Origin of the sequence: Pseudomonas sp. Leaf59 (genome assembly GCF_920984685.1) — a bacterium.
GTDB lineage: Bacteria > Pseudomonadota > Gammaproteobacteria > Pseudomonadales > Pseudomonadaceae > Aquipseudomonas.
In genome coordinates, this window is the sequence record NZ_CAKLBR010000003.1 from 254,622 (window position 1) to 266,996 (window position 12,375).

The window sequence follows — 12,375 nt, forward strand, 5'->3', positions numbered from 1 at the left end:
CCGGGCAAAAATGTCGGGCGATTCTAGAAAGCGCTTTGGTTCCGGTCAACCATTCAGAAATTACGTATCAGAATACGTAGGCTTAGAACGTATCTTTCCATGCCCTCAAGCTGGCAAACACCTCGGCCCCAGCCCGGTTGTCACGACCATCCCGTTCGTCCGCTTTTTGTTTAACGGATGTTTCAGAGGTGCGCAGGAAGGGGTTGGTGCGCTTTTCCAGAGCCAGGTTCGAGGGCAGCGTCATCTCGCCGCGAGCCCGCAATTGGCGGACGTTTTCCACCCGTTCGGCGATATCGGCGTTGTGCGGTTCCACCGCCTGGGCAAATTTCAGGTTGCTTTGTGTGTATTCGTGGGTGCAATACACCTGCGTGTCGTCGGGCAGGTCGGCCAGACGCTGCAACGAGGCGTACATCTGCTGCGGCGTGCCCTCGAACAGACGGCCACAACCGGCGGCGAACAGGGTGTCGCCGCACAGCAGCACGCGCTGGTGATAAAACGCGATATGGCCGAGGGTGTGGCCGGGTACGCTGTAAACGTCAAAGTCCCAGCCCAGCACGCTGATGCGGTCGTTGTCGTGCAGCGCCACGTCCCGCGCCGGGATGTTCTCGCTGGCCGGGCCGTAGACCTTGGCGCCGGTCACGTCCTTGAGCTGCGCAACACCGCCCACATGGTCGTGGTGATGGTGGGTAACGAGGATGTCGCTGAGGGTCCACTGCGGATTCTGCCCAAGCCAGGCCAGCACCGGCGCGGCATCGCCGGGGTCGACAGCGGCGCAGCGGCGGGTATGCGGGTCCTGTAATAACCAGATGTAGTTATCGGTGAAGGCGGGCAGGGCACTGATCTGTATCATTCTTCGATTCGCCAAGCTGAACACATTGGTGCATCTTAGAACGTCCAGGCGAGTAGGAGAATGCAATGACTGATAAAGCGTTCGCCCAGGCCGATCCTGAGTGGCTCGCGCTGATCGGCGCAGCCCGCGAATGGCTGTCCGGGCCCATCGGGCAATTTTTGCTGGAGGAGGAGCGGCGCATGCTCGAAGACGAGCTGGGCCGGTTCTTTGGCGGCTACCTGGTGCATTACGGCCCATCGGCCCAGACCCCGCCCGCCGCGCCGCAGGTGCAGCGCAATGTGCGCCTGGGGGCCCCGTTGCCCGGTGTGGAGATTGTCTGCGAGGAACAGGCCTGGCCGTTGAGCGAGCACGCCGCTGATGTGGTGGTGTTGCAGCATGGCCTGGATTTCTGCCTGTCGCCCCACGGCCTGTTGCGTGAAGCGGCGAGCAGCGTGCGCCCCGGTGGCCATTTGCTGATTATCGGCATCAATCCCTGGAGCACCTGGGGCCTGCGTCATGTGTTCGCCCAGGACGGCCTGCGCCAGGCACGCTGCATCGCGCCTTCACGGGTGGGTGACTGGCTGAACCTGCTGGGCTTCGCGCTGGAGAAACGCCGCTTCGGGTGCTATCGTCCGCCGCTTGCCTCGACCCGGTGGCAGGGCCGTCTGGCCGGCTGGGAACGTCGCGCGGGGACCTGGCAATTGGCCGGTGGCGGCTTCTATCTATTGGTGGCGCGCAAGATCGTGGTCGGCCTGCGTCCGGTGCGTCAGGTGGCCCGCCAGCCCATGGGCAAGCTGGTGCCGATGCCCATGGCCAAGGTCAATCGCAAGCAAAGCGAACCGTAAACCCCCTCTTTTTGATTCAAGACCGAGCAAACGATGACCGATACCGTAGAACTTTTCACCGATGGCGCCTGCAAGGGCAACCCTGGCCCTGGCGGCTGGGGCGCATTGCTGGTGTGCAAGGGCGTGGAGAAGGAACTGTGGGGCGGCGAAGCCAACACCACCAACAACCGCATGGAGCTGATGGGCGCGATTCGCGGCCTCGAGGAACTCAAGCGGCGCTGCGACGTGCTGCTGGTGACCGACTCGCAATACGTGATGAAGGGCATCAACGAGTGGATGGTCAACTGGAAGAAGCGCGGCTGGAAGACGGCGGCCAAGGAGCCGGTCAAGAACGCCGACCTGTGGCAACTGCTCGACGAGCAATGCAATCGCCACAACATCACCTGGAAATGGGTGCGCGGGCATATCGGCCATCCAGGCAATGAGCGCGCTGACCAACTGGCCAACCGTGGCGTGGATGAGGTGCGCGGCTACAAGCAGAGCTGAGGCCGGCTGCCGTGTTAACATCGCGCCTTCTACACACTCCACCACACCGTTGAGAGCTGAACCCTGATGGCCATCCGATCTGTTGTACTCGATACCGAAACCACCGGCATGCCGGTGACCGACGGCCACCGGATCATCGAAATCGGCTGTGTCGAACTGATGGGTCGTCGCCTCACCGGGCGGCACTTCCACGTGTACCTGCAACCGGACCGGGAAAGTGACGAAGGCGCGATTGGCGTCCACGGCATCACCGACGAATTCCTCAAGGGCAAGCCGCGTTTCGCCGAGGTGGCCGACGAGTTCTTCGAGTTCATCAACGGCGCGCAGTTGATCATCCACAACGCGGCGTTCGACATCGGCTTTATCAATAACGAGTTCGCCCTGATGGGGCAGACGGACCGTGCGGATATTTCCCGGCACTGTTCGATCCTCGATACCCTGATGATGGCCCGTGAGCGTCACCCGGGCCAGCGCAACAGCCTCGATGCGTTGTGCAAGCGTTATGGCGTCGACAACTCCAACCGTGAACTGCACGGCGCCTTGCTCGACTCCGAGATTCTCGCCGACGTCTACCTGACCATGACCGGCGGGCAGACCAGCCTCTCCCTGGCCGGTAACGCGTCCGACGGCAGCGGTTCGGCGGAAGGCTCGGGCAACCGCCCTTCGGAAATCCGCCGCCTGCCGGCCGATCGCACACCCACACCGATCATCCGCGCCAGTGAGCAGGATTTGGCCGAGCATGTGGCGCGGCTGGAGGCGATTGCCAAGTCTGCGGGTGCGCCGGCGCTGTGGACTCAACTGACTCAACAATGACTCGGATTCAAATGCGATCGGCCGTGTGGGAGGGAATAGGTCTCCTCCCACGGTTGATCGCCTTGAACCGTGAAATCTTCATTCGCCACATCCGCTTCCGGCTTCTAACCTTGTGGCAGGAAGTGTTTGTGTTTCGCCGCGCCCTGGCCAAACGCTGCGCGCTGCGAAGTGGAGGCGGTGTCGATGGATGCCGATCTGCATGGGTTCAACATGAGGATGACGGCAGTGGTCGTTGTTACACCGTAGATGGCATCAAGGGTTGAGGAACGTTATGCAAGCTGTCATGAACCCGAAGTATCCAGGGCTCAGTGTGCGGGTCGCCGATGCAGGCTTTGATGCCTATGTGTGGGGCAACGATTTCAGCTTTGAGGTCAGTGCCTATGGCGTGCCGGAGATGGGCAAGCGCGTTGATCAATGGCAGGTGGAGCGTATCCTGCCGTACCGCAAGTGTTATGGCATCGACCCCGAGGAGTTCGCCAGTTTTCGCGATGCGCCCGACAGTGCGATCTTTATGGCCTACCTGGATGATTGCCCGGTGGGGCATATCGTGGTCAGCACCAATTGGAACGGGTTTGCCCATGTCGACGAACTGGCGGTGATCCTGCCGGCACGGCGTCACGGCGTGGCCAAGGCGTTGCTGGATGTGGCGCAGTTCTGGAGCCGCAAGAAAAACCTGCCGGGCATGATGCTCGAAACCCAGAACAACAACCTCGGCGCGTGCCGGTTGTATGAGCGCTGCGGCTATGTGATGGGGGGTATCGACCACCTGCGCTATCGCGGCATCGACCCGCAAACCCGCGAAGTGGCGATTTTCTGGTATCGGTTATTCAAGTCCGAGACGGTGCTGAAAGCGCAGTCATGAACCGATCCAGCGCTGGGGCCTGGAGAGCCTGTTACGCGACAGGCGTATGGGGCGAAGTGCCCGCCAGCAGAGCCTCGGCCTTGTGCGCAACGATCTCCAGCAGCGCGTTCAGCGCGGGCGTGGGTTCGACGTTCTTCGACATCAATGCGTAAAGGACCACCGGGATGGGCGGCGACAGCGGGCAGGCATCCAGTCCGGCCTCCTGCGCGCCGGCTGCCGTGAACGGGTCGACAATCGCCAGGCCTTCGCCGGCCTCCACCATGCTGCGCATCATCTGGTAAGTCTGCACCCGCGTCTGCACCACCGGCAGCGGGCGCAGGGCTTGCAGTTTGGCGTCCAGCAGACGGCTCAAGGGGTCGTGCCCTTCAAGCCCGATCAGCGACTGCCCGGCCAGGTCCTGCAGTGCGATGTACTTTTGCCGTGGCTTGAGCCAGCCTCGGGGGGCGAGCACTTGCAGTTTGCCCTGGGCTACTTGGGTACTCCGGATCTGCGGATGTTCCGGATCATGCAGGCTCAGCCCCACCTGCGCTTCGTGAAGCAACAGGCTCCGTACGATCTCGCGCGTCGGCTGGCTCGACAGGCTGCACGGCGTGTCCTGAAAGCGGCGACGCAATGCGGCAATGCTTTGCGGCAGCAGTTGATTGGCCAGGGGCGGGGTGCAGAGGGCATGCAGGGTGGGCGCATGGTGATGTTTCAAGCGGCTGGCCAGGCGTTGCACCGGCTCCAGCGCTTCGTACAGGTGGGCAATGTGCGCCTGTAATTCGAGGGTCTCGCGCGTCGCCTGCAGGCGCCCGCGCACGCTGGCAAACAGCATGAAGCCCAGTTGTTGCTCGGCATCCTTGAGCGAGGCTTGTACATCGCCCACGGGGAGTTGCAGCCACTCGGCGGCCGTGCCGAGGTGCCCGGTCTGCAGGATGGCTTGAATGACTTCGATATGACGTAAACGCATGGCCGGAGTCTATGTGCAGCGCCGTGGGTATTCAATGGCGCAGGCCATTGTGCGCAAAAAAGACAGTTGGCGTCGGCCATGCATATGGCGTTGGGCCACGATCTCACTAGAATGACGCCGTCTGATCATCAACGACCACTGCCGGCACGCCGGTACTTACAACAAAAACAGGTCTGGTCTCAAATGCGCATGCCCTCGCTGTTTCGCGGGGTAACGGTCAAGCAGCTCCTGGTCCTGGTGACCGTGGGGTGTGCGGCTGCTTATCTCCTGCACAATCAAGACGAAATCATCCCGGAACACTCGGTGCTGGAACGCTATATCCGCGCCCAGCAACAGGTGGACGAGCAGGTTGGCGCGATTCTGGGGATCACGCTGGTCAGGCAGGTCGAGGCCTATCCGGTGGCCGATTCGCCGGGTTACCTGCGTTCATTGTTTGCGGTCGAGGGGGAGCGGGGCAGCCTGATGGTGACGCTCAAGCAGATCAAGGGAGAGGAGGGCATAGAGCTGACGGAGATGCGTCGTCCCTGATCGACCCCGGCCCAGTCAATGCCGTCAATGGCCAGGACTGAGCGGGTAGATGAGGCGAGATCTTATGAGGCGAGGGTGGTCTTTGATTCGCGGACGATAACCGTGCCCGATTGAATCAGTCTGAATTCATCGCCTTCCAGTTTCTCTACACGGTCGCCAATGGCCAGCTTGTAGGTAGTGGTGGGCGCCGAGCCAGCCAGGTCGCCTTGCGCCGGGTTGGATTCCTGGAACTCATGCACGGAATACACGCGGCCTTCCGCGTCTCTGGCATGAAACTGTCCGACAAGTACTGCTGCCATCTGCTTAGAACCTCTGGAGATAAACACTCGATTTGCGGTGGTGTAGACCGTCAAGAAGCCGGGTAGTTTACCTATGGGAAAAAAATACTATTCGCTGACGAGTTCAGCCGCTTCCTACACAAGAGTCTGCGAGGCAAACCCGGCGTGAATCGCAAAAAGCTTCTGGTGAACACGCCCCGAAGACTTTATAACTACAGGCTCCTTTAGTCAGACGTCGGGAAACCTCAATGAGCAAGGTCTACACGATTGCCGTCCTGGTTGGCAGCTTGAGAAAACAATCGATCAACCGCAAAGTCGCGCTGGCACTGGCCGAACTGGCCCCTGCCAACCTCAGGTTGAACATTGTCGAAATTGGCGATCTGCCGCTCTACAACGAGGACATTGACGGTGCATCACCGCCGGCAGCCTACAGCACTTTCCGTAGTCAGGTGGGTTCATCCGACGCGGTGCTGTTCGTGACCCCCGAATACAACCGTTCAGTGCCGGCCCCGTTGAAAAACGCGATTGACGTGGGCTCCCGCCCGTATGGCAAAAGCGCCTTCAGCGCCAAGCCCGGTGCGATCATCAGCGTGTCGCCAGGCGCCATCGGCGGCTTTGGCGCCAACCACCATCTGCGCCAGTCCCTGGTGTTTCTGGACGTGTGGTGCATGCAGCAGCCGGAAGCCTACCTCGGTGGGGCCGGGAATGTGTTTGATGAGTCGGGGAACGTGTCGGAAAAGACTCGGCCTTTCCTGCAGGCATTTATCGATGCCTTTGGCCAGTGGGTAGAAAAACACAACGGTTGAGCGACCACTGATATCCAGGGTGAGAGCAAGCCTGCTCCCACCCTGGACGATGTAGTCAGCTCAGGATCAGCGTAGCAAGTTGGTCCGTGCCAGTTCAATCACCTCATCCCCACGCCCACTCATCACTGCCTTGAGCATGTACAGGCTGAATCCCTTGGCCTGTTCCAGCTTGATGGTCGGTGGCATCACCAGTTCCTGAGTGGCGGTGACCACGTCCACCAGCACCGGGCCATCGTGGGCCAGGGCGCGGCGCAGGGCCGGCTCCAGGTCTTCGGACTGCTCCACGCGAATCCCGAGGATGCCCATGGCGTTGGACATGGCGGCGAAATCCGGATTCTTCAGCTCAGTGCCCGTGTCCAGATAGCCGGCCGCTTTCATCTCCATGGCGACAAAACCCAGGGATGAGTTATCGAACACGATGACTTTCACCGGCAGGTTCAGTTGCGCCAACGAGATGAAATCCCCCATCAGCATGGCAAAACCACCGTCGCCGGACATCGAAATCACCTGCCGGCCAGGGAACGCCGCCTGTGCGCCAATCGCCTGAGGCATGGCATTGGCCATGGAGCCGTGGTTGAACGAACCGATCAGGCGGCGTTTGCCGTTCATCTTCAGGTAACGCGCAGCCCACACGGTGGGTGAGCCGACGTCGGCGGTGAAGATTGCATCGTCGTCGGCCAGTTCGCTGAGCAGGCGCGCAACGTATTGCGGGTGGATCGGCCGGTCGGCTTTTGACGGCTGTGCGAGGTCATCCAGGCCCTGGCGCGCTTTTTGGTAATGCTTCAGGGAGGTGTCGAGGAAGCTGCGATCGGATTTGCGCGTCAGGCGTGGCAGCAGCGCGGCGATGGTCTCGCCGACGTCGGCGGCGATTCCCAGGTCCAGCGTGGCACGACGGCCCAGGGCCTGCGGGTCGCGGTCGACCTGGATGATCTTCGCATCGGTCGGGTAGAACTGGCGGTACGGAAAGTCGGTGCCGAGCATGATCAGCGTGTCGCAATCGAGCATCGCGTGGTAGCCGGAACTGAAGCCGATCAGACCGGTCATGCCCACATCGAACGGGTTGTCCCACTCCACATGCTCCTTGCCGCGCAGGGCATGCACCACCGGCGCGCCCAGCGCGTCGGCCAGCGCCACCACCTGGTCATGGGCGCCTGCACAGCCGCTGCCGCACAGCAGCGTGACTTTCTGGCTGCTCTGCAGCATCTCGGTAAGACGCTGCAGGTCCGGCTCGGCCGGCACGCTACGCGGCGCATGCAGGGCCGGCCACGGCTTGAGCTTGGCGTCCACCTCCAGCAGCGACACATCCCCCGGAATGACCACCACCGCTACGCCACGGTTGAGGATCGCCGAACGCATGGCGCGGTGCAGCACCTGGGGCATCTGTTCGGGGTTGCTGACCAGCTCGATAAAATGGCTGCACTCCTTGAACAGCTCCTGAGGATGGGTTTCCTGAAAATAGTTAAGGCCGATCTCCGACGACGGAATCTGCGCAGCGATTGCCAGCACCGGCACATGGTTGCGATGGCAGTCGAACAGGCCGTTGATCAAGTGCAGGTTGCCCGGTCCGCAACTGCCGGCGCACACCGTCAGTTCACCCGTGGCGGCGGCTTCGGCACCGGCGGCGAACGCGGCGACTTCTTCGTGGCGCACGTGCATCCACTCGATGCTGTCCATGGTGCGCAGGGCGTCGGTGAGGCCGTTGAGGCTGTCGCCGGTCAGGCCCCAGATGCGCTTGATGCCCGCCTGTTCAAGGGTGGTCGCCAATTGCTGGGCCAGGTTGATTTTCGCCATGAAGAACTCCAATCGTCAGTGAGGTAAAAAAATTCTGATCAATAGGGGACAGTTCGATCACGGCGAATGCTCCGTTTTTAACGTGAAGATTGCGTCAGGAGAGGCTCTGGCACAGCACTGGAGCGTGCCTGAAGAAGAGCGGAGCGCTTTAAATAGCCTGTTTTTTTAAATGAGTTTTTTGTCCACCTAATAGTAAGGTTGCGCTGACACCCAACAAGCCAGCAAGACAGAAAGCTGCAACGATAATCAGAGTGACGGAGAAGCCATATGTGTCCAGCAGTCCGCCGAAAACAGTATAGGAGATGCCGATAATAACTGAATTAATCAAGTTGGCGAAGGAGAGGCAAGAGGCTCGGATACGTGACTCGACATTGTCATGTATATAGGTTTCGTATGAGGTTTCATAGAGGGCAGGGAGGGACATGATGATAAGAAAGGTTGCAATAGAAGTTATTATCCCAATGTCCAATGATAAAACGAAAAGAAGAAAAGTAGCGGCGATGGTTGTAGTGAAAGCAATGAGGCCGAGCGAGAATCTGGAGCAAACAAAACCAGCCACCATGAACATGCCTGCTGAGATAGCTTCGACGGCAGCATAAATGCCAGCAATGACAGGCACTTCCAAGCCCAGCATGGAAAAAAACGGCTGTCCGTAAATAAACAAAGGGATCGTTGAAAGCTCGAATAGAGCATATCCGATAAATAAAGGTATCAGAAAGGCGCCTTTTTTGGAGCGGAAAAAATGAATGAGCGAAGTGAAGACTCCATCGGCTTCCTTATCGATGAAGTTGCTTTTCTTATGGGGAGTTGATGAGAAGGGCGGGAGTTTTATTTCGGGGATGAATGTCACGACGATGGCGCCAATAATTTTTGATATCGCAAAGAAAATATAAACGGCGTTCCACGATAACGTGTCTTGTAATATACCACCCAGCAGCATGGATAAACCCAGTGACACTGCACCAATAGCGCGGGCTCTTGATAATATCATGGGGTACTCGTCAGCTCGATGGTTGGCCAGTAAGTTGTCATATAACAGTGCTCTATCTGAACCGGAGCCCATGGCAATACTGGCGCCGAATAGACAAAATATAATTGCGAAAGGAATGAAAGATGAAAATAGCAAAAAGCCAATACCACTGAGCGATAACCCTAAAAAACCGATGATAAGAGAGAGCTTGCGTCCGTAACGATCGGCGAGTAAACCAGAAGGTAGTTCCAGTGCGACGGAGGAGAAAAATAAAAAAGATTGAAGGATGCCTATCTCGCCTTGGGTGATTCCAAGTTGCAATAGGTAAAGTACGAATAAACTTCTTTGGACGTCCAAGTTTATAAATATCGAAAGGGCGTAATATAGGTTGTCGTTTTTGTTTTTGAAAATTTTCAATGTGCTCATTTTTATTTGAGTTCTTTGCTTTTGATTTTATAGTGTGGCTGGGTATTGAAGAGGCGGTAATACTTGTGGCGGCGGTGTCTTGCTTGTCTTGTGGCGATTCAGAATATATAGGCATCGCGACTTTACAAGAAAAAATCAGTCGGACGATTCCTGCAACTTCCTACGTGCGCGTCCTAAGCGAGGTTAAGTTATTGTTTTTATGGGCGAATGTATGATGCTCGTCTCTCAGGGTTTTTGGTTCTGAAATATTGAGTAATGTATTGTGATTTTCCGCTGACTCAGCGTGTGTTTTTTATCGCCGCCTCGCTGAAGCTGGACAACTTTATAAGACACAAAATGACCTTTCGATCTTAAATCCTGAAATTTCACCCTAAGTATTGGCTGCACATAAGTCATCTCAGGCAATCTCATCCTTGTGGCGAGCAGGCTTGTCCTGCGTTGGGGTGCGAAGCGCCCCCAATCGAGCAAAACGCGGTGTACCTGATACGGCTCAGCGCCTGGCTTTGGGGCTGCTGCGCAGCCCAACGCAGGACAAGCCTGCTCGCCACAGAGGCTCAGTACGGTGGGTCATATCACCAACGAGCGCCCACAAAAAAGCCCTGGCATGCCAGGGCTTTTTCATTCGTCAGACTCAGCGCCGCCGAAACAGCGGCAGCGGTTCGTCGGTCGCGGCCTGGTACGTCACCGAAAAGTCCTTAAGGCTTTCCAACGCTTCGTACGGGTCCTTGTCGGCGCGCAGGGCGAAGGCATCGAACCCGCAGCGGCGCAGGTAGAACAGTTGGTCGCGCAGTACGTCGCCAATCGCGCGCAGTTCGCCCTTGTAACCGTAGCGGTCACGCAGCAGGCGCGCGTTGGAGTAGTTGCGCCCGTCGGTGAAGGCCGGGAAGTTCAGGGCGATGACCTGGAAGTGTTCCACGTCGGCACCGATCTCTTCGGCTTCCTCGTCGGCGTCCAGCCACACACCCAGGCCGCCGTCGCGGGCCTTGAGGGCGTGGCCGTGTTCGCGCCACAGCGCCAGCGGCACGATCAGGTCGTCGCAGTTGGAGATGCCATCGAAGCTCGCGTCCTTGGGCAGCAGGTGCCAGGTTTCGTCGAGGACTTCGTTGTTCTTAATGATTCGCTGCATAGACGCGCTCCTTGAACAGGTCAATGCCGATGCGCTGATAGGTGTCGATGAAACGCTCATCTTCGGTGCGCTGTTCGACGTACACATCGATCAGCTTGCCGATCACTTCGGGCATGGCTTCCTGGGCGAAGGACGGGCCGAGGATCTTGCCCAGGCTCGCATCGCGGCTGGCGCTGCCGCCCAGGGACACTTGGTAGAATTCTTCGCCTTTCTTGTCCACGCCCAGGATGCCGATATGGCCGACGTGGTGGTGACCACAGGCGTTCATGCAGCCGGAGATGTTCAGGTCCAGCTCGCCGATGTCGAACAGGTAGTCCAGGTCATCGAAACGACGCTGGATCGATTCGGCAATCGGGATCGACTTGGCGTTCGCCAGGGAGCAGAAGTCGCCACCCGGGCAGCAGATGATGTCGGTCAGCAGGCCGATGTTCGGCGTGGCGAAACCGCCTTCGCGCAGCTCGCCCCACAGGGCGAACAACTGGCTCTGTTCGACGTCCGCGAGAATGATGTTCTGCTCGTGGGAGGTGCGCAGTTGGCCGAAGCTGTAGCGCTCGGCCAGGTCGGCGACGGCGTCCAGCTGCTTGTCAGTGATATCGCCCGGCGCAACGCCGGTGGGTTTGAGCGACAGGGTCACGGCCACGTAGCCCGGCTGTTTGTGCGCCAGGGTATTGCGGGTGCGCCAGCGGGCGAAACCCGGGTGCTGCTGATCGAGCGCCGCCAGCTCGGCGTCCTGATTGCTCAGGGTTTTGTAATCCGGGTCGACGAAGTGCTTGGCCACGCGATGCACTTCGGCTTCGGTCAGGGTGGTCTGGCCGCCGCGCAGGTGTTCCATCTCGGCATCAACTTTCTGCGCGAACACTTCAGGGGTCAGCGCCTTGACCAGGATCTTGATCCGGGCCTTGTACTTGTTGTCACGGCGGCCGTAGCGGTTGTAAACCCGCAGGATCGCGTCGAGGTAGCTGAGCAGGTCCTGCCACGGCAGAAACTCATTGATAAAGGCACCGACCACCGGGGTACGGCCCAGGCCGCCACCCACCAGTACGCGGAAACCCAGCTCGCCTGCGGCGTTGTGCACCGGCTCCAGGCCGATATCGTGCACCTCGATGGCGGCGCGGTCCGAGGTCGAGCCGTTGATGGCGATCTTGAACTTGCGCGGCAGGTAGGCGAATTCGGGGTGGAACGTGGTCCACTGACGCACGATCTCGCACCAAGGGCGCGGGTCGATCAGCTCATCGGCGGCCACACCGGCAAACTGGTCGGTGGTGACGTTGCGCAGGCAGTTGCCGCTGGTCTGAATGGCGTGCATCTGCACGGTGGCCAGCTCGGCAAGGATGTCCGGCACGTCTTCCAGCGCCGGCCAGTTGAACTGTACGTTCTGGCGCGTGCTGATGTGGGCGTAGCCCTTGTCGAAGTCGCGGGCAATCTTGGCCATCATGCGCGTCTGGCGCGAGGTCAGTTGGCCGTAGGGCACGGCCACCCGCAGCATCGGCGCAAAGCGCTGAACGTAAAGGCCATTTTGCAGGCGCAGAGGGCGGAACTCTTCTTCGCTCAGTTCGCCTGCCAGATAGCGTCGGGTCTGATCACGGAACTGCTTGACGCGGTCCTCGATGATGCGCTGATCGTATTCGTCGTATACGTACATATAGGTCCTGTTCTCGGCAAATCT

13 protein-coding genes are annotated in these 12,375 nt (G+C 59.2%); 6 read left to right on the forward strand and 7 right to left on the reverse strand.

The window, feature by feature from the left end:
• Nucleotides 1-82: 82 nt before the first annotated feature.
• A complete protein-coding gene (gloB, locus tag LUB09_RS04770; RefSeq protein ID WP_231421802.1) occupies nt 83-850 on the reverse strand; it encodes a hydroxyacylglutathione hydrolase in 768 nt (255 codons plus the stop codon).
• A 65-nt stretch (nt 851-915) separates the two neighbouring features.
• On the opposite strand from gloB, the gene LUB09_RS04775 reads away from it, so the two are divergent.
• The 4 genes from LUB09_RS04775 (at nt 916) to LUB09_RS04790 (ending at nt 3,835) form a co-directional block, all read left to right on the forward strand.
• Nucleotides 916-1,674, forward strand: coding sequence for a class I SAM-dependent methyltransferase (locus LUB09_RS04775; RefSeq protein WP_209981210.1), 759 nt, complete (start codon nt 916-918; stop codon nt 1,672-1,674).
• A 33-nt stretch (nt 1,675-1,707) separates the two neighbouring features.
• Nucleotides 1,708-2,160: a ribonuclease HI gene (gene rnhA, locus LUB09_RS04780; protein ID WP_003207474.1), complete on the forward strand. Its 453-nt coding sequence runs from the start codon at nt 1,708-1,710 to the stop codon at nt 2,158-2,160.
• Nucleotides 2,161-2,232: 72 nt separating this feature from the next.
• Nucleotides 2,233-2,973 (forward strand): DNA polymerase III subunit epsilon, encoded by a 741-nt coding sequence (gene dnaQ, locus LUB09_RS04785; protein ID WP_209990274.1) that lies wholly within the window; start codon nt 2,233-2,235, stop codon nt 2,971-2,973.
• A 283-nt stretch (nt 2,974-3,256) separates the two neighbouring features.
• Nucleotides 3,257-3,835 (forward strand): GNAT family N-acetyltransferase, encoded by a 579-nt coding sequence (locus LUB09_RS04790; protein WP_209990277.1) that lies wholly within the window; start codon nt 3,257-3,259, stop codon nt 3,833-3,835.
• A 31-nt stretch (nt 3,836-3,866) separates the two neighbouring features.
• On the opposite strand, the gene LUB09_RS04795 is transcribed toward LUB09_RS04790, so the two are convergent.
• The gene (locus LUB09_RS04795; protein ID WP_209981212.1) at nt 3,867-4,784 is read right to left on the reverse strand and encodes a LysR substrate-binding domain-containing protein; all 918 of its coding nucleotides are present in this window, start codon (nt 4,782-4,784) and stop codon (nt 3,867-3,869) included.
• Between the two features lie 183 nt (nt 4,785-4,967).
• On the opposite strand from LUB09_RS04795, the gene LUB09_RS04800 reads away from it, so the two are divergent.
• Entirely contained in the window at nt 4,968-5,312 is a 345-nt protein-coding gene (locus LUB09_RS04800) for a hypothetical protein (protein WP_209990280.1), read from the forward strand.
• A 62-nt stretch (nt 5,313-5,374) separates the two neighbouring features.
• Here the strand turns inward: LUB09_RS04800 and LUB09_RS04805 are convergent, their stop codons facing one another.
• The gene (locus LUB09_RS04805) at nt 5,375-5,611 is read right to left on the reverse strand and encodes a hypothetical protein (RefSeq protein WP_057009432.1); all 237 of its coding nucleotides are present in this window, start codon (nt 5,609-5,611) and stop codon (nt 5,375-5,377) included.
• A gap of 227 nt (nt 5,612-5,838) precedes the next feature.
• Between LUB09_RS04805 and LUB09_RS04810 the strand changes: the two genes are divergently transcribed.
• Complete coding sequence (locus LUB09_RS04810) at nt 5,839-6,396, forward strand: NADPH-dependent FMN reductase (RefSeq protein ID WP_209981214.1); 558 nt, start codon at nt 5,839-5,841, stop codon at nt 6,394-6,396.
• Nucleotides 6,397-6,462: 66 nt separating this feature from the next.
• Here LUB09_RS04810 and poxB read toward each other — a convergent pair whose 3' ends face one another.
• From poxB to LUB09_RS04830, 4 genes are all read right to left on the reverse strand, one after another.
• Nucleotides 6,463-8,187 carry a ubiquinone-dependent pyruvate dehydrogenase gene (gene poxB / locus LUB09_RS04815; RefSeq protein WP_231421803.1) on the reverse strand — a complete coding sequence of 575 codons (1,725 nt, stop codon included), beginning with the start codon at nt 8,185-8,187 and terminating at the stop codon, nt 6,463-6,465.
• Nucleotides 8,188-8,335: 148 nt separating this feature from the next.
• Nucleotides 8,336-9,583, reverse strand: coding sequence for an MFS transporter (locus LUB09_RS04820; protein WP_231421804.1), 1,248 nt, complete (start codon nt 9,581-9,583; stop codon nt 8,336-8,338).
• A 631-nt stretch (nt 9,584-10,214) separates the two neighbouring features.
• Complete coding sequence (locus tag LUB09_RS04825; RefSeq protein ID WP_003235539.1) at nt 10,215-10,709, reverse strand: DUF934 domain-containing protein; 495 nt, start codon at nt 10,707-10,709, stop codon at nt 10,215-10,217.
• Entirely contained in the window at nt 10,693-12,351 is a 1,659-nt protein-coding gene (locus LUB09_RS04830) for a nitrite/sulfite reductase (RefSeq protein ID WP_231421805.1), read from the reverse strand. Before LUB09_RS04830 ends, LUB09_RS04825 begins: the two co-directional genes overlap by 17 nt.
• Nucleotides 12,352-12,375 lie beyond the last annotated feature (24 nt).